Genomic DNA, 17,850 nt, shown 5'->3' with positions numbered 1-17,850 from the left:
TTTTTTCAGAAACAATGCTTTTTGTCAATCATATATACGAGTACTATATTACATATTTACTCTGCATTATTCCACTGTTCCTCTTCTATTATATCTTGTAAATCAGAAAAAAGAATGAAATAACTGTGATAATTTTCTATTTCTCCTTTTTTCTTTGCTGCTTCTACAATATATTTGGGACTTCCTGGTTTTTCTTCATCATATACCGCTAAAAGCGCATCACTTTTTTCAATAAAAAAGTGATTTTTTAATTTAAATTGCTCTGGACTTTCATACTTCCGTTTCGTGATACTATCAACATGGTCTGCTTGAGAAAGGATAAATTCGTAATATTCACGATTATCTTCTTTCCAATTTTCTTCTTGTTCTAAAAACGGAGTGAATACCGCTAATTTTAAATCTGGATATTCTACTTGAATTTCAAAAACAACTTCAGCAGCCCATAATTCTACACCTAATTGGCCACTTATTATAACCCACTCTAAACCATCTTCTACAAAATTGGTTAATTTACGGTGTAACGCTTTCTTTATACACTCCACCCCTGGATGATCATTTTTAAATATTCCAAGTTCAAATGGCTTATATCCTGTTACTGCAATAACTTTCATATCAACACTCCAATTACAAAAAAAGAACTAGCATTTCGCTAGTTCTAACATATCATTTACTTTTTAAACATTCCACCAACGTTTGGTCCGATATTTGGACCGAATGGTGATACGTTTGGTCCAATATTCGGTCCGAATGGTGATACGTTTGGTCCAAACGGAGATACATTTGGTCCTGGACCAAATGGTGATACGTGATGTCCATGATGTCCGTGATGTCCATGACCACACGGTCCACATCCGCCACCGAATCCTGGGTCGATTGGGTCCACAACATTTACATTTGAATTTGTTTGTGGGAAGAAGTTTTGGTTTTTAATTTGTTGATGATGTACATGTGTTGTATGTGTTGGGAAAATGTGTGGCACCACCGTTGTTGAAAAAGAGTGTGTTACGCATTGTTTCGTCGGATGAATGACAGGAGCAGTCGTACAAATAGGTCCTGTAGGCTTATGCCCTCCAAAGCAAGGATGACAATGATGCATAGTTTTTTCTCTCCTCTCTCGTTAAAAAAATCTGATTACACTTTACAGTATGAGAAAAGAGAGAAAGCCGTTTGTTATATATACCCATTTATTACAAGGAAATTTGTCTAGTCCTTTATTTCATTTACATTGTTTTTATAGACAATCCTTCAACATCACTTACCAAAAAAGCCTCCAACTTGCTTTACAATACCTGTCACTTGATTCATCGCATTCATCATTTGTCCAGCTGTATTCATCATTTTATTTACATCATAGTTACCATCTGATGTTTTAAATTGAGAAACAAAACTAGAAAACTGGCTTGGCTGTTGTTGCTTTTGCTTACCCTGCGTCGGGTACGGTTGTTTTGGTGGATAAAACATCGCTTGTTGATTAGCATACGGCGATGGTGGTGGCATATAATATTGCGAATTCATATAAGGCTGCTGCTGTTGTGGTTGTTGAGCTTGACTCACATAAGGTTGCTGCTGTTGTGGTTGTTGAGCTTGATTCACATAAGGTTGCTGCTGTTGTGGTTGTTGAGCTTGATTCACATAAGGTTGCTGCTGTTGTGGTTGTTGAGCTTGATTCACATAAGGTTGCTGCTGTTGTGGTTGTTGAGCTTGATTCATAAAGGACACTTCAAACGGTTGATAATAATTTTGATTTCCATAATAAGGCTCGAAAGGATACATATTATACCGTAAATATGTATCCGTATTATATTGGTACATATTTTGCTGTGCATATGGATTCGTTTGCTGATATACGTTAGGTTGTTGAAACATGCATTCTCTCCTCCTTCACATAAGTTTCTACATATATAATATGTACCTATAAAATAATATGTGTGATGGAATATATGTCTATTTTTGTCGGAAGTTTAAATTTTTAAAAAATTAAAAAAGAAAACCCTTCCATGCTATGATAATTAAGAAGAAGATTCTCATGGGGGAGGAATCAACATGGTATTAGGGGATTTAAAACAAGCGTTTTCTCAAAAAAAGGGGTATTGCACAGAGAATGCAAATGAATTATTAGACTTTGCGAGACATTGGTATCTCGAAGGAAAAATATGCATATCAGATTATCGAACATTAATAAAAGAATTAGAAATAAACGGCGCAACAAAACCTACAACAATGACAGAAGCATAAAAATAACAAGAGGGCTCTCCCTCTTGTTATTTACATTGCTCAACTATATTTTGCAAAGTATACGAAATGGCTTGGTGTGTTTCAAAGAATCGTTTACCTTTACCTTTATTTACAAAGCATTGCAACACATTCGTTTGTAAATTATCGTATACTTGATCAATTTGCTGTACATGTATATACTTTGGCTTTTCTTCTTTAATCCACTTATAAGCTAGTTCTTTCCACTTCTTTAATTCCTCATCTACTATATCTACAAACGGTTTCATATCCTTATAAAAGTCGTATTCAGTTAGTTCTCTTTTTTTTACATTCGCTTCATTATTATACTGCATGAGTTTTTCTGAAGACTGTATTAATGCTTCATTCTTCATTTCTTTCCCACCTTATTATGCACTCACTACGACGTTTTGAAATGTCTTCACCCAATTCCCTTTTTCTTCGTGATGCACTAATTTATTTTCCATATGTTCAATATGCATTTCTGTTATTTCTATCTTATTACATATTTTTTCACTCGCATCCTTTAACGCATGATTCATTCTAATCCCTATATTCATTTCCAGCAAATCGAGAGAACTTAACATTTGATCCATTTTTTTCATTACATCTTCTTTCTGAACCATCGCCATATACAAAACGCCTCCTTCTTTGCTTTTCCTTTGTCATGTAATTTCGCCGAATGATTCACCACTCCTGCCCACATGACAAAACTAGTTGTTATTCGTCAAAGAAATCATTTCGTATGTCATTTATAGAAATGGTAACAATACAAAAAGGAGGTGTATTACAATGGCAAAGAACAAAAATGAAAAAAAGAAAAACCAAAACAAACAACAAAATAAACCCGAGACTGGCAATCCAAAGCTAGATGGTCCAAACTTCCCTGCTACATAAAGCGAGACTTTATTACGAACATTTAAATTTCAAATCATCCTTAATCTCCTACTAGCATTACGTTTTGAAATTAAAGTTGTAGCACGCATAGCAGGATTTTTTCAAATTAAGAAGTCCCGTCTTCAAAATGGAAGACGGGACTTCTTTTTTATTATATCATGAACTCATCGATTCTTTTAGCAAAACGGTTTACGATAGATAGCCTATAGATTTGTTCTCTCTTTCTTCTATACCATTCTGTTATATTAACTTCCCCTTTAGGTTCTTCAAGTACAAATAGCACATTCATTTTCATATTTGCACAAAACCAATCTCTCATTTTTATTTCTTCATGTAAAATAACAGGATAAATATCTCTAAGTGTTGGCGTATAAGACTTTCGAGTTTCCTTTGCGTAAACTTCATAATCTTCTCTAGACCCAGTATGTGTAGTTTGCAGTGCAAACTTATAAAACGAACCATTATAAATTGGATGAAACAATAACCATGCTAATTTTTTTCCTAGTTCTATACGCTTTTGTAACGTTTCAAATTGATAAACCGAAAACCCATACATTCTCCCTTCAATTGTTGGGAAGATAACTGCACTAATATGAAGTCTTTCTTGTACTTTAAAAAGCGCAGTATGGAATACATGTTTTTTAAAATATGTGTTCTCAATGACTGGTTTTTGAATTTTATTTTGTTCATTTATAATAAGCGCTGTCATAAGTCTATTCATATCTCTTCTTTCCCAGAAAAGTAACCATTCTTTTTCCATAAAAATTGATACATTGAAGTATTGCAACAAATGAAAGAGAGGTGCATGTCTCTTCTTACTTTCCTCATACAATAATAGCTGAGGAAATGCATCTAAAAAAATAATCCAATTAGCCTGTTCGTACAGAAGAAATAAATGTTTTTTTACCGTTCTAGGTAAAACAGTAGCATAATATCTCCCTTCTAAATCAGTCATATTCCAGCCCGCATTTCTCGAAACCATACTCGCTAAAAAGGCCCACCTGATTTCACTATTTCTTAAATAATATTCTTGATAAGATTGTGTCCGAGAAATATTGTCCACATTAGCTATTTCTGTTTTCTTTTTAATATTGTGAATGATTGCTTTTTCTTCCTCTGTACAAAAATTTTTTTCTCGATTTTGTTTAATTTTCATATAATCATTCCATGTAAACATAAATAAGTCATCATACCTTTCATCAAAAAGGTCACATCTTTTTTCATTTTTTGATATAATCACCTTTGTAAGTAATTCTTAGCAAGTTGGGGGTGGACACACTATGACCATTCGTTACCCAAATGGAAAAAGGTATAATCAAGCTTCACAACCTCAAAAAACACCTATAAAAACACATACTTATAGTAATAGAGGTATGTCCCTTGAAGAGGAATTGAATGAAACAAATCAATATTACTTAACCCATAATATTGCATGTGTACATAAAAAGCCTACACCTCTTCAAATTGTAAAAGTAGATTACCCCGCTCGAAGTGCTGCAGTGGTAAAAGAAGCGTATTTTAAACAACCTTCTACAACAGATTACAACGGTGTATACAAAGGGAAATACATCGATTTTGAAGCAAAGGAAACCAAAAATAAAACTAGTTTCCCACTTCAAAACTTCCACCTTCATCAAATTGAACATATGAAGCAAGTGGTTGCTCATAATGGAATTGCATTTGTTATTATTAAATTTACACTTTTTGATGAATTTTATTTACTAGATGCAAAACATATTATTGCATTTTGGAATCGTCAAAATACTGGTGGACGCAAGTCGATTACGAAAGAAGAAATAGAAGAGCATGGATCCTTATTATCATGCGGTTATCACCCTCGGATTGACTATATCCGTGTACTAGACATGGTTTATTTTTCGTGATAGAGTCATCACTAAGGCTCTTTTTTCGACTTTTGGGGGAGAGAATGAAAGGTAGGAGAAAGTATAATGTCAGATAATTATCGTTCTCGTACAGAACGAAATCATGTGAAAAATCAAGAGAAAAAAACACATAAAGAAGAAAAACCAAAGAAAAAAGGCTCCTTTTTCAAGAAATTCCTTATAGGTTGTCTACTTCTTGGTATCGTTGGTCTTGTAGCCGGCGTTTCCGCTTTCTTTGTTATGGTAAAGGACGCTCCAAAATTAGACAAATCCAAACTTGTTAATCCTTTATCAACAAAGTTTCTCGATAAAAACGGAAATTTCTTCTATGAATACGGTGCTGAAAAACGAACACATGTTACTTATGATCAAATTCCAAAAGTAGTTGAAAATGCATTTCTTGCAACTGAGGATTCGCGTTTCTATGATCATAATGGAATTGATTTTAAACGAACTACAAAAGCAGTTATGGAAAATGTCACTGGTGGTTTCGGTTCCCAAGGTGGTAGTACGATTACACAGCAAGTCGTTAAAAACTACTTTCTAACGATGGACAAAACTGCTAAAAGAAAAGTGCAAGAATGGTACTTATCTTACAAATTAGAGCAACAATACTCTAAACATGAGATTTTAGAAATGTACTTAAATAAGATTAATTTAGGTAACCGTTCATACGGTATTGCGACAGCAGCGCAAAAATATTATGGTAAAGATTTAAAAGACTTGCAATTACATGAAGCTGCTATGCTCGCTGGTTTACCCCAAGGTCCAAACATTTATGATCCAACAAAAAAGGAAAATGTTGAACGAGCAACAAATCGTCGTAATGTCGTATTATCATTAATGAATCGACATGGTTATATAACAAAAGAAGAAATGAATAACGCCGTTAAGATTCCAGTAACTGAGGGCCTTCAACCGTCTTCAGAAGTAACTGAGATGAAGTATCAAGCATTTTTAGATGCGGTTGTAAAAGAAGTTGAAAAAGAATATCCTGATGTAAATATCGGTTCAGATGGTTTAACGATTCATACAACACTTGATCAAGATGCTCAAGATTACGCCGACAAAATTATGGATGGCAATCTTATTAAGTATCCGGACGATCAATTCCAAGGTTCATTCGTATTTATGGATACACAGTCTGGAGAAGTTCGAGCAATTGGTGCTGGACGTAAAGAAAGTAAGTCTACTTTCAAAGGTCATAATATGGCAACTGATTTAAAACGCCAAGTTGGTTCAACAATGAAACCAATTTTCGACTACGGTCCGGCAATTGAAAATTTACAATGGTCTACATACCATCAATTAAACGACTCAGAGTATACGTATTCCAATGGTAAGAAAATACAAAATGCAACAAAGAGTTACAAAGGTGACGTTTCACTACGTGAAGCTTTGAAAAAGTCATTAAACATTCCAGCTTTAAAGACAGCACAAACAGTTGGTCTTAATAAGTCAAAAGAATTTGCTGAAGGTTTAGGCATGACCTTTAAAGAAGGAAAAGTCTACGAATCAACAGCAATCGGTAGTAACGATAGTTCTCCATTAGAAGTAGCAGGTGCATATGCAACCTTTGGTAATAGTGGTAACTATAATAAACCACACTTCGTAAAAGAAGTAACCTTCCCGGACGGGAAAAAGAAAAGCTTTAAACCGAAAGAACATCGCGCAATGCAAGACTATACAGCATATATGGTTACTGACGTTCTTCGTGACGTAGTAAAACCTGGTTCTGGTGGTACAGGTCCAACAGCATACGTTTCAGGTGTTGACGTAGCAGGTAAAACAGGAACACAAAACTTTGATGAATCAGTTCTTCAAAAATATGACATCCCAGCTGATGCAAACAGAGATAGCTGGTTTGCTGGATATACGCCACAATACACAATGGCTGTTTGGACCGGTTACGAAAAAGATGGTCCAAAAAATTATGTTAGCGATCGCTCCACTAGAATTGCACAGCAAATGTTCCAAGTAATGATGAGCAAATTCGCTACAGATAAATCACGCTTTGAACGTCCTTCTTCTGTACAAGAAATAAACGGAGAGTTATACGTAAAAGGTGCGAAAAAAGATGCAATTAAACAAATTAAAGTAGATGCCCCTAGTGGTCTGAATGTCACTTTTGATGGCGCTAGCACAGTTACACTAAACTGGTCTGGACCAGCAGAAGTTGATGCATATGCAGCCAGCTATAAAGCAACTGACGGTTCAAGTGGTAGCCTATCAATAAGTGGTACGACAGCTACTCTTGGTGGTATTAAACCAGGTGTTACTTACAGCTTCTCTGTAGTAGCGAAAAAAGGTACTGGCACAAGCCCAGCAGTTGGTGCATCCTTCACTGCGCCTGGCGGAACTCCAGATGCAAAAAAAGCTGAAGAAGAGGCTAAGAAAAAGGCCGATGAAGAAGCTAAGAAAAAAGCTGATGAGGAAGCCCAGAAAAAGGCTAATGAAGATAAAGTAAAACAAGACGAAGCTAAGAAAAAGGCTGAAGAAGAGGCTAAGAAACAACAAGAACAGCAACAGCAAGAACAACAACGTAAACAGCAAGAAGAAGCTCAAAAGAAAGCTGATGAGGAAGCTAGAAGGAAAGCTGAAGAAGAAGCTAAGAAAAAAGCTGAAGAAGAAGCTAAGAAGAAAGCTGAAGAAGAGGCCAAGAAAAAAGCTGAAGAAGAGGCTAAGAAACAACAAGAACAGCAACACCAAAATCCCGGAGGAGATACACCTCACGCAGACGGTGCTGTTGTTACAACAGAGTCCTAATATACAAAAAAAGAAGTCCGTTTCTCTTAACGAGAAGCGGACTTCTTTTTTGTTATCATTTTCTTTACATACAGCTTTTCTATTTCGATATACAACTGCGCTAATTGAATATAAGAATGATAATTACTCGGTTTCTTTATAATGAATGAATATCTTTCCATAAAATTAACAGGTTGCACTTTTAATTTATTCGTATTTATTTGCATTTCATTCAAACTATGAACAGGTTGTTCATTTAGCCAATAGACAACCGATAACAAGTGAGCTGAAAAAAGAATCATTGGTCCCTCAGCCTCTTGCTTATTTCTATTTCGAAACAGTATAGCAATGTCTTCATGCTTATTTTTCCATACATTCAACATCACTGGAATGCTGTTTTCAATTTCCTTCCATGGCTCATACTGTCTTTCAATATCAAATATAAAGTAAGTATTTTGTATTATTTCTTCAAAAGAATTGTCTGTATGATACTTAATTAAATTTACACTTTCTTTAAAAAATGGTAAACAGTGAAATTCTTTCGGTATTTCTATAACTCGTTCCATCCTTTATTTCACCTTCATTCGCTTCTTTCCTTCCCGACATACTTCTAACAGTCTGCATTCCTCACATTGCGGTCGTTGTGCTTTACAATGATAACGTCCAAAGAAAATCATACGATGATGTGTAACTCCCCACTCATCCATTGGTACTTTCTTCATTAATGTTTTTTCTACTTCTAACACAGAGTCTTTCCATCTACACATAGCTAATCGTTTACTCACTCGCTCCACATGTGTATCAACAGCAATTGCCGGAATTCCAAACGCTACGGAAACTACAACATTCGCTGTTTTCCTTCCTACACCTGGTAATTTCGTAAGTTCATCTCGATCGTTCGGTACTTCTCCATTATAGTCATCTAATAACATTCGGCATAATTTTTGAATGTTTTTTGCTTTATTTCTATACAATCCGATAGAGCGTATATCTTGTTGTAATTCTTCTAGAGAAACACTTAAATAATCTTCTGGTGTTTTATATTTTTGAAATAAATTTCTTGTCACTTTATTTACAAGTACATCCGTACATTGTGCAGATAACGCCACCGCGATTACAAGTTCAAATGGATTATCATGAACCAATTCACAATGTGCTTCTGGATACATATCCGCCATTGTGTCTAAACAATAACGGATTTGCGTTTTGTTAAGCATATTTTTCCTCCTATATTACTGCTCCAACCAATTATAAAAAGGCACTTTTCCAGTAAATTTCGTCTCTTGTTTTGTCATTTGTTGTGCCCTTTGTTGATTCGCTCTAAATTTTTGACCTTGATTTTGAGCCTGATCTACCGTTTTAATTCCATTCTTTTTCCACTCAAATAAAATACGATCAATATATCGGAAATTTAGTTTTCCACTCATTACAGCTTCTCTAAGAGCCGCTTGAATTAAATTTGGATGATGTTGATCTTGGTCCTCCCACATCCCTAACGTTTCACATTCGAACGGCGAAAGTGGTCTTCCAAATTCTTTTTCAAATACTGTATATAAATTTACTTGTAGCTGTTTTTTTCTTTTTGCTCTTCCTCTATTGATTCATCCATTAAGAAATGTAATATTTTTTCCCATAACGGTTGTAAAGAATAACTTTCGCACATCATCGCTTCTGATCTTTGTCCACCTTCTAGTGATAAAAAACCTTTTTGAATCAACGTCTGAATTACTTCCATACATTTCATTTCCGTTATCGTCATCCGTTCAGAAATCTCTGAAGGAGTCGGAAACGAATTACCTGATTCTAAAAATGTGTGTACATGAAGTACAACCATAAATTCCGTCTCATTTAAACCTAATTTTTTATAATGCATCATAAGCAATTTTGGAATTGCAATGCTTCCCTGCTCAAACCACTGTAACATCATTTTCTTTTTCATCACCAAACACCTCGCTCTCTAGTATAACACACCTTTAGCTATTTCTTTTTGCCACAATCCGTCAAAAAAACCTCCCCATTAATAGGGAGGTTTTTTATATTACATGAATGAAATATAAAATTAAGCTTGCACTTTACTTTTCATAAATGTATGGATGCGCTCTAATGCTTTCTCTACTTGTTCAAGAGATGTCGCATATGATAAACGAACATTATTTGGAGCACCAAATCCTGTACCTGGTACAAGAGCCACTTTTTCCTCTTCTAATAGAGCTTTTGCCCAATCATCAACTGTTGCATATCCTGATAAAGCTACAGCTTCTTTTACGTTAGGGAATAAGTAAAATGCCCCTTGCGGTTTAATACAAGTAAAGCCAGGGATTTGAATTAATTTATCATAAATGATGTTTAATCTCTCTTCAAAGGCTTGACGCATTGTTTCCACAGGTTCTTGTGAGCCTGCATATGCCGCAATTGCGCCGTATTGAGCGATTGAAGTAGGGTTTGACGTACTATGACTCGCTAAATTCGTCATTGCTTTAATAAGCTGCTTATTTCCTGCAGCATATCCAATACGCCATCCTGTCATAGAATGAGATTTAGATACACCATTAATAATAAGTGTTTGTTCTTTTAATGCATTAGAAAGCTGGGCAATTGAAGTATATTCTACGCCACCATAAATTAATTTTTCATAAATTTCATCAGAAACGATTAAAATATCATGTTCTAAACATACTTCTCCAAGCTGTTGTAATTCTTCTTTGCTATAAATCATTCCTGTTGGATTGCTCGGTGAATTAATAATAACTGCTTTCGTTTTCTCTGTAATTGCCTCACGCAGCTGCTTTGCTGTAATTTTGTACTCATTGTCTTCTAAACCTTCTACATAAACCGGCTTACCGCCAGCAAGCTTTACTTGCTCTGGATAGCTTACCCAGTAAGGAGTTGGGATGATAACTTCATCTCCCTCATCAAGTAATACTTGGAATAATGTATATAATGCATGCTTTGCACCATTACATACAATAATTTCAGATGGATCATACGCAATACCTTGATCGCGAGTAAATTTCTTCACAATTTCTTGTTTTAACGATTGTAATCCACCTGTTGGTGTATACTTCGTATGCCCTTCTAACATCGCTTTATGTGCAGCATCCATAATATGCTCTGGTGTATTAAAGTCAGGTTCCCCTGCCCCTAATGCAATTACATCATGACCCTCTGCTTTTAATGCTTGTGCCTTTGCTGTAATTTCTAAAGTTGAAGACGGTGTTAAAGCAGCTACTCGCTTTGCTAATTTCATTTGTAGTTCCCCCTACATCTATTTTTCAATGCTATATCGTCTTAAAAATTTTCCATCTTTAAATTCAAGATAGTAATAACTATAACGATTGTCATCATCAATATATGTAACTTCCCATAGTGGTACATCATTTTCAAAGCCTAATTTCACTTTCATAATCTCTTTCGGCTTACTTTTTGATTCCTTACTTTCATTGCCGACTTGCTCTATTGTTCTTTGTATAGCCTCTTTTTCAGAAATACCTTCGCTCTTTTTCCTTACTACAGTATCCCCTTTTTTCTCAGGCACCCAAACGATAAGTTGTTCTCCCTTTTCATCTGTACCTTGCACGACTATATATGCAGATTTTCCGTTGTAATAATCAACAGATTTCACCTTTGTAAGCTTTGCTTTTTCTTTAGCAATTTCTACAAATTTCGACTCTTTTGGAATTTTCTTTCCCATCGCTTTATTATAAACATACGCCCCATATATTCCGCTAGCAACGATAACAATAATGATTGCAAAGATCCACTTTTTCATTGTATCACTACGTTCTGTAAATCGTAAATACAGCTGTTTCTTTATCTTTTTCGTCTAATGCTAGTCCGAACATGAGGTCCTGCTCTTTTAACGTACGATTTAAACTATCAACAATTTTATACAAATCCGACGAATATTTAATACGCGTCGTTGATAGTACTTCGATTTTCTTATCCATGAAAAAACTCCTCCGTTACACAAAAATTTCTAATTATAGAAGAACGCAATGCGGTTACAATAAGAGTACATTCTTTACAACCCCTGCTTCATCACCCATCTATTATAGCAGGACATGTACAGCAAAAAAAGGTTTCAAGTCGAAAACCAACACATTTTGTATACAAGAAGTAAGAAAAATAAAATTCCTCCTACCCACATTTTTTACGCCTGAAGTTTATAAGTACTTCAGGCGTATTTTTCTTCCATTTTTATTCATTTGATGGTTCTTCTAATTGTACTAACAATTCTTCTAATGGTCCTTCATAAAGAGGTACGTTAGGAATCGATTGTAGAAATCGTTTTCCATAGGAAGAACTCGTCAAACGACGATCTAACACTACTACCGTTCCTGTATCTGTATTCGTTCGAATTAAGCGGCCGAATCCTTGTTTGAAACGTAATATTGCTTGTGGGAGCGCTAATTTAGCGAATACATCTTCACCTTGATTTTTTAGCCACTCACCTTTCGCTTCCATCATCGGCTGATGAGGAGGTGTAAATGGTAGACGGACTATAACAAGACAACTTAAGGCATCTCCAGGAATATCTATTCCTTCCCAGAAACTGCTCGTCCCTAATAAAATTGATTTGTCGAACTCTTGAAACTTTCGAATTAAGCGGCTTCGACTTCTATTATTCACACTTTGGGTGAGTAATAAATAACCCTCTAATTCATCATTATTTTTTAAATTCACATACGCTTCTTTTAACATTTCATACGAAGTGAATAAAACGAGCATTCTGCCTTTTGTGGCTTTTGCTATCTTTGCAATATGTTCCGATACAGATTCAATATATCGCTCATTACTTACTTGCTTAATAAAAGGTACATCCGTTGAAACCATTAATTTCATCTGTTCATCATAACGAAATGGTGACGGAACCTTTAATGTATTTGGAGCGAAATCATGTAAACCAAGTTCCTCTTTTATATAATCAAACGTATCGTTAACTGTTAGTGTTGCGGATGTAAAAATAACACTCTTTTTTTCTGTTAAAAATTCATCAGCAAATCTTTCACCAATATGGACAGGCTGTGCGTATAGAACTGTTGAATGAATCGTCCCTTTCGTTTCAGTCTCCATCCAAGTTACATACGAATTCTTTTCTAATACGAGTAACTGTAATGATTCTGCCATCTTTCTCAGCAACTCAATTAAATGCATAAATTCACCTGTTACAACATGCATCTCCCATTCTAACTTACTTTGCAATATATCCACTTGCTTCTCAAGAGCAGTTACTACCCTTCTTAATTCATATATAAAACGATTTGTTAATTCGACGATACTATCCCACAACTTACCTTTTTCTAGTTCTGCGTTATACCTATAGATGAGCGGCATATTATTCGTTCCTTGCTCTTGCTTTGTTTGTTTAAATATAAAAGTACGTAACATTTGGAAGAGTTCATCCGCATCAAACTTAAGTTCCTTCAAACTATAACTTATCATACGGAAAGTTGAACGAGATGCTTGCTCTGATTTTTTCATCATTTTATATACTTTGGAGAGTACATCTTCTGTTTCTTAGCGTCCCAAGACGAGATATAACCAATTGAAAATACATACAAGAGAACTGTTCACCCAATGTTCTACTCGCAGCTTCTTCAATATGGTGAGCTTCATCAAAAATAATATGTTCGCATGAAGCAAACAACGGTTCTTCACTTGAAAAATCTTGAAATAATAACGCATGATTTGTAATAACGATATCTGCAAATAAAGCTTTATTCTTCGCTCGCTGATAAAAACAACGACTAAACCAATTACTTTGCATACCGCCTGGACTATACGCATCGCTACAAATACGATTCCAAAGTAACTTTCCGCCCTCAGGAATATTTAATTCGTCTCGATCACCTGTTTCAGTTTGCAATAGCCAAACTAAAATCTTCGCCTTCGTAAGTGCCATATCATAATTTTTTTCTTCCTCTTGCAAAGCATACTCAAATTTATGTAAGCATAAATAATGCTTTCTTCCTTTTAGAAGAGCTGCCTCAAATGAAAATGGCATTATTTTTTGTAATAACGGAATTTCTTTTTCTAATATTTGTTGTTGGAGTTGTACCGTTTGTGTACTTATAATGACAGGTTCTTCTTTTCTCTTTGCAAAATAAAGACTAGGAAGCAAATAAGCAAGAGTCTTTCCTGTTCCTGTACCCGCTTCAATTAGTGAAAAACGAGAATCTCTTAACGCCGTATATATCTCTTTCATCATCAGTTGTTGACTTTCTCTTCTTTCAAACTTTGGCATATGTGATTCCAATTTATCCATCGTTTTATTCAAGAAAGCATCAAACTTTGATGAACACGTTTCTCCAAGGTTTAAGGAATAGTTCCGCTTTTTCAGCGCAATATTTCGATGTATTTCATACTCCGCTATATCTTCTTTACCGTGCATTACTTTCTTTAAAATATTTTCAGAAAGCACATCAGCTATATCGCTTTGGAACACATCACTTAATTCATAAAGCGATTGCAACGTGACAAGTGGTAACTTTTCAATTTCATTTAAAAATTGTAAAAATAATTCCGCTGTTGCAAGAGCATCACTATCCGCACGATGTGGTTGATCGTGCTCTAGTTCATGCTTCTTAGCTAAATCACGTAATTTATAACTATCGGCTGTCGGCAAAAGAATTTGAGCCAATTCAACCGTGTCGATTTTCGGACAATGTATTTCTGTATATCCAGCTTGCCTTAATTCTTCATTTAAAAAATTCCAATCAAAGTGAACATTATGCGCAACGAAAGCCGCACCTTGTAATAGCTCAACAATCATCGGGGCTACATCTTGAAATAACGGGGCTTGTTTTACAAGACTTTCATCAATCCCTGTTAATTCTGTAATAAATGGTGGGATCTCTCTCTTTGGGTTAACAAAAGACGAAAAAATCTCCAATATCTCTCCATCTTCTACTACAACAGCTGCAATTTGGGTAATTTTATCCTTCCCATCTTTCCAGGAGTTCCCTGTCGTCTCTAAATCAACAACGACATAACGCTTACTCATATATGTAACACCTCAATTTCTTACCTTTCAAACAACAATAATTTATATAATGTTACTATACCACGTTTTATCTCATCTTAATGAAAAGATGCACAAAAAAGCTATCTCCGCAATGGAGATAGCCTTTCTACTTATAATATCGTACCCGCTTTTTCAGCACCTAACATTTCAATAATTTGATTATTATCGTCTAATACTGCAATTTTTGGTTCTTGTTTATGAATCTCTTCTTCCGTAACTAGCCCATAACAAATAATAATTACTTTGTCCCCTGGTTGTACAAGCCTTGCCGCAGCACCGTTTAAACAAACAACACCACTACCGCGTTCCCCTTTAATAACGTATGTCTCTAAGCGAGCACCATTATTATTATTTACAATTTGGACTTTTTCGTTTTCTACAATATTTACTGCATCCATTAAGTCTTCATCAATTGTAATACTACCTACATAATTTAAATTTGCCTCCGTTACAGTTGCACGATGTAACTTTGCTCTCATCATTGTGCGAAACATAGATGCTCCCCCTTATTTAACTGTTAATGTTATATTGTCAATTAATCTTACATTTTCAAACTTAACTGCAATAGCTAAAATGATTCTTCCTTTGACTTTCTCTACCATTGTTAATGACGGATATGCATATAAATCTGCATAATCTACAGTGCCTTTCGTATGCGTCTCAATATACTCTTTCACAAGATTTGTAATGATTTCGGGATTACGTTCACCTGCCTCAATTCTTTCTTTCGCTATACATAGGCTGCGGTATAAATGAAGAGCTTCTTCACGTTCATCTTGTGATAGGTACACGTTACGAGAACTTTTCGCTAAACCATCTTCTTCCCTTACAATATCAACTGGTACGATTGTAACTGGAATATTGAAATCAGTTACAAACCCTTCAATTACTGCAACTTGTTGAGCATCTTTCATACCGAAATAAGCACGCTTTGGCAGCGTAATATTAAATAGTTTCATTAGTACAGTTGCAACACCAGCAAAATGACCAGGTCTTTGTTGACCGCATAATACGTCCGTGCGCTTCACAACTTCTACCGTTGTTGTTTGTTCTGCTGGATACATTTCTTCTACACTCGGATAAAATAAATAATCTACACCGTTTTCTTTTGCTACATTTTCATCTCTATCAATATCACGAGGATATCGATCTAAATCTTCATTTGGGCCAAATTGTAGTGGGTTTACAAATACACTTAAAACTACAGTTTCATTTTCTTCTCTTGCCTTACGTAATAAAGTAGCATGGCCTTCATGTAAATAACCCATTGTTGGAACAAAACCAATACTCTTTCCACTTGCACGAAGTTCGCTCGTAATTTGCTGCATCTCTTGCACTGTAGTTACGATTTTCATTATTGTTTTCCTCCATATAACGCTAAGCATTCTTCCTCTTTCATTGTGAACGAATGTTTTTCTTCAGGAAATTGCCTTGTCTTTACTTCAGTAACATATTGTGAAATCCCACGCACAATCTCCTCTTGAACAGACGTATATTGCTTCACAAATTTCGGAACACGATTTACGCCGTATGAGATAAGATCATGATAAACAAGCACTTGCCCATCTACTTTTTGTCCTGCGCCAATCCCAATTGTCGGTATTGTTAGTTGCTCTGAAATAAGTTCTGCTAACTGCATTGGTACACATTCTAACACAAGCGCTATTGCACCAGCTTCTTCACATTTCTTTGCATCTTCTATTAATTTTTTTGCACTCTCCGCATCTTTTCCTTGCACTTTATATCCACCCAACACTCCTACAGATTGAGGGGTTAAACCTAAATGCGCTACAACAGGAATTCCTGCGTTCGTCAAATATTGAATCGTCGATATAACTTCTCCAGCACCTTCTACCTTCAGTGCGTGTGCCCCGCTCTCTTGAACGATGCGGCGTGCATTCACCATCGTTTCTTGTAATGATACGTGATACGACATAAATGGCATATCAGTTACAATAAACGTCTCTTTCGCTCCGCGGCGTACAGCTTTCGTATGATGAATCATATCCTCTACTGTTACAGGTACTGTTGAATCGTATCCGAGTACAACCATTCCAAGAGAATCTCCAACTAGAATCATATCAACTTTAGCTTCTTCTGCTAATTTAGCAGATGGATAATCATACGCCGTTAGCATTGTAATCGGCTCACCTTGCTCTTTCATCTTCAAAAAATCTGTTTTTGTTTTCAAAAACTACTCCTCCTTTATGCAGGAGAGAGGAGATGGCCGAAATCATATAAAAAAACCCCTCTGGCCATAAAAGGGCAGAAGGGTTGTGTGTTAGTCGGCATTATTCATCCCTCTGTCCCAGTCCGTTATTGGATCAAGGCAGAATCCAAGTTATTATTTTTCGTATGACTTCGAATCATGGTGCAGTTCGCTCTGATACTGCCCACATTCGAACTAATTATAGCAAACTACAAAAAGGAATTACTACATTTTTTCGAAAAAATAATTTTTTATTCTTATTACGGTATATGAAATTTAACAAGAGAGTATATATGCTATACAGTTTTTATGGATAATTCAATCCTGAAAAGATACATGTTTTTTCAACGCATGTTAAAAAAGTCCAAGTTAATTTTTTCTGTAATCCATTTAACTATATAGTATAACTCTTAAACTAATGATGCAGGTTAATTGAGGAAAGTACTTAACAAAGGAGAATTGCAGATGTCTATGAACAGGTGGTTATTTCGATTCAGCAGTTTGCTTGTAATGATTGTATGGTGGATGTCTTTAGGATCCTCCCAAGTATTTGCCTCAGTTCATGTCGTAACACAACCCACCGATTTAACGAAAGTGATTGAGGTTGAACTAAATGATGATTACTTTAATCCAAATGTCATCACGATTCCGCTTGAAGGATCAACAACATTACTATTGAAAAATAAAGGTAAAAACGAGCACACCTTTACAGTGAAAAAACTCGGTATTGACGTCGTAGTCCAGTCAGGAAAAGAAAAGAATATTACCGTGAAACCTAAAAATACTGGTACATATGAATTAATATGTCGATACCATCTTCTTAAAGGAATGACAGGCAAAGTAATCGTCAAATAACATGC

General features: G+C 35.4%; 19 protein-coding genes and 2 pseudogenes. 5 read left to right on the top strand and 16 right to left on the bottom strand.

What is annotated here, in order from left to right; translation table 11 throughout:
* Positions 1-56: 56 nt before the first annotated feature.
* From HMPREF1014_RS19740 to HMPREF1014_RS19730, 3 genes are all read right to left on the bottom strand, one after another.
* Positions 57-611: an SLOG family protein gene (locus HMPREF1014_RS19740; protein WP_000862911.1), complete on the bottom strand. Its 555-nt coding sequence runs from the start codon at positions 609-611 to the stop codon at positions 57-59.
* Positions 612-667: 56 nt separating this feature from the next.
* Positions 668-1,096 carry a CotD family spore coat protein gene (locus HMPREF1014_RS19735; RefSeq protein WP_000546268.1) on the bottom strand — a complete coding sequence of 143 codons (429 nt, stop codon included), beginning with the start codon at positions 1,094-1,096 and terminating at the stop codon, positions 668-670.
* Between the two features lie 155 nt (positions 1,097-1,251).
* The gene (locus HMPREF1014_RS19730; protein WP_000487622.1) at positions 1,252-1,866 is read right to left on the bottom strand and encodes a YppG family protein; all 615 of its coding nucleotides are present in this window, start codon (positions 1,864-1,866) and stop codon (positions 1,252-1,254) included.
* 177 nt (positions 1,867-2,043) lie between these two features.
* On the opposite strand from HMPREF1014_RS19730, the gene HMPREF1014_RS19725 reads away from it, so the two are divergent.
* Positions 2,044-2,235, top strand: coding sequence for a YppF family protein (locus HMPREF1014_RS19725; protein WP_000242652.1), 192 nt, complete (start codon positions 2,044-2,046; stop codon positions 2,233-2,235).
* Positions 2,236-2,261: 26 nt separating this feature from the next.
* Here HMPREF1014_RS19725 and HMPREF1014_RS19720 read toward each other — a convergent pair whose 3' ends face one another.
* Positions 2,262-2,606: a YppE family protein gene (locus tag HMPREF1014_RS19720; protein ID WP_000786938.1), complete on the bottom strand. Its 345-nt coding sequence runs from the start codon at positions 2,604-2,606 to the stop codon at positions 2,262-2,264.
* A 15-nt stretch (positions 2,607-2,621) separates the two neighbouring features.
* Positions 2,622-2,864: a hypothetical protein gene (locus HMPREF1014_RS19715; RefSeq protein ID WP_001252036.1), complete on the bottom strand. Its 243-nt coding sequence runs from the start codon at positions 2,862-2,864 to the stop codon at positions 2,622-2,624.
* 85 nt (positions 2,865-2,949) lie between these two features.
* Here HMPREF1014_RS19715 and HMPREF1014_RS32500 point away from each other — a divergent pair, with 85 nt between their 5' ends.
* A complete protein-coding gene (locus HMPREF1014_RS32500; RefSeq protein WP_001987054.1) occupies positions 2,950-3,129 on the top strand; it encodes a hypothetical protein in 180 nt (59 codons plus the stop codon).
* A gap of 151 nt (positions 3,130-3,280) precedes the next feature.
* Here the strand turns inward: HMPREF1014_RS32500 and HMPREF1014_RS19710 are convergent, their stop codons facing one another.
* Entirely contained in the window at positions 3,281-4,306 is a 1,026-nt protein-coding gene (locus HMPREF1014_RS19710) for a DUF2515 domain-containing protein (RefSeq protein ID WP_000495653.1), read from the bottom strand.
* Between the two features lie 103 nt (positions 4,307-4,409).
* On the opposite strand from HMPREF1014_RS19710, the gene recU reads away from it, so the two are divergent.
* On the top strand, positions 4,410-5,012 hold the full coding sequence (gene recU / locus HMPREF1014_RS19705) for a Holliday junction resolvase RecU (protein WP_000155598.1): 603 nt from the start codon (positions 4,410-4,412) through the stop codon (positions 5,010-5,012).
* Positions 5,013-5,078: 66 nt separating this feature from the next.
* On the top strand, positions 5,079-7,778 hold the full coding sequence (locus HMPREF1014_RS19700; RefSeq protein ID WP_001283099.1) for a PBP1A family penicillin-binding protein: 2,700 nt from the start codon (positions 5,079-5,081) through the stop codon (positions 7,776-7,778).
* Between the two features lie 26 nt (positions 7,779-7,804).
* Here HMPREF1014_RS19700 and HMPREF1014_RS19695 read toward each other — a convergent pair whose 3' ends face one another.
* The 10 genes and pseudogenes from HMPREF1014_RS19695 to panB form a co-directional block, all read right to left on the bottom strand.
* Complete coding sequence (locus tag HMPREF1014_RS19695; protein WP_000442653.1) at positions 7,805-8,323, bottom strand: YpoC family protein; 519 nt, start codon at positions 8,321-8,323, stop codon at positions 7,805-7,807.
* 3 nt (positions 8,324-8,326) lie between these two features.
* Positions 8,327-8,974: an endonuclease III gene (gene nth / locus HMPREF1014_RS19690; protein ID WP_000933034.1), complete on the bottom strand. Its 648-nt coding sequence runs from the start codon at positions 8,972-8,974 to the stop codon at positions 8,327-8,329.
* Positions 8,975-8,989: 15 nt separating this feature from the next.
* Positions 8,990-9,696, bottom strand: a pseudogene (dnaD, locus tag HMPREF1014_RS19685) (DNA replication protein DnaD).
* A 120-nt stretch (positions 9,697-9,816) separates the two neighbouring features.
* On the bottom strand, positions 9,817-11,004 hold the full coding sequence (gene aspB, locus HMPREF1014_RS19680; RefSeq protein WP_000761560.1) for an aspartate transaminase AspB: 1,188 nt from the start codon (positions 11,002-11,004) through the stop codon (positions 9,817-9,819).
* 18 nt (positions 11,005-11,022) lie between these two features.
* On the bottom strand, positions 11,023-11,526 hold the full coding sequence (locus HMPREF1014_RS19675) for a cell wall elongation regulator TseB-like domain-containing protein (protein WP_000758739.1): 504 nt from the start codon (positions 11,524-11,526) through the stop codon (positions 11,023-11,025).
* 7 nt (positions 11,527-11,533) lie between these two features.
* Entirely contained in the window at positions 11,534-11,704 is a 171-nt protein-coding gene (locus HMPREF1014_RS19670; protein ID WP_000358352.1) for a YpmA family protein, read from the bottom strand.
* Between the two features lie 250 nt (positions 11,705-11,954).
* Positions 11,955-14,760: pseudogene (gene dinG / locus HMPREF1014_RS19665) on the bottom strand (ATP-dependent DNA helicase DinG).
* 131 nt (positions 14,761-14,891) lie between these two features.
* Positions 14,892-15,275: an aspartate 1-decarboxylase gene (panD, locus tag HMPREF1014_RS19660; protein ID WP_000490182.1), complete on the bottom strand. Its 384-nt coding sequence runs from the start codon at positions 15,273-15,275 to the stop codon at positions 14,892-14,894.
* A 12-nt stretch (positions 15,276-15,287) separates the two neighbouring features.
* Positions 15,288-16,136, bottom strand: a complete 849-nt coding sequence (gene panC, locus HMPREF1014_RS19655) for a pantoate--beta-alanine ligase (protein WP_000707027.1) — start codon at positions 16,134-16,136, stop codon at positions 15,288-15,290.
* A complete protein-coding gene (gene panB, locus HMPREF1014_RS19650) occupies positions 16,136-16,972 on the bottom strand; it encodes a 3-methyl-2-oxobutanoate hydroxymethyltransferase (protein WP_000853122.1) in 837 nt (278 codons plus the stop codon). Before panB ends, panC begins: the two co-directional genes overlap by 1 nt.
* A 483-nt stretch (positions 16,973-17,455) precedes the next feature.
* On the opposite strand from panB, the gene HMPREF1014_RS19640 reads away from it, so the two are divergent.
* Positions 17,456-17,845, top strand: coding sequence for a cupredoxin domain-containing protein (locus tag HMPREF1014_RS19640; protein ID WP_000062393.1), 390 nt, complete (start codon positions 17,456-17,458; stop codon positions 17,843-17,845).
* The last annotated feature ends 5 nt before the right edge of the window (positions 17,846-17,850 follow it).

The organism is Bacillus sp. 7_6_55CFAA_CT2 (assembly GCF_000238655.1).
Lineage (GTDB): Bacteria > Bacillota > Bacilli > Bacillales > Bacillaceae_G > Bacillus_A > Bacillus_A cereus.
The sequence above is the reverse complement of the archived record's forward strand: the minus strand, read 5'-3'. Positions and strand labels throughout refer to the sequence as shown.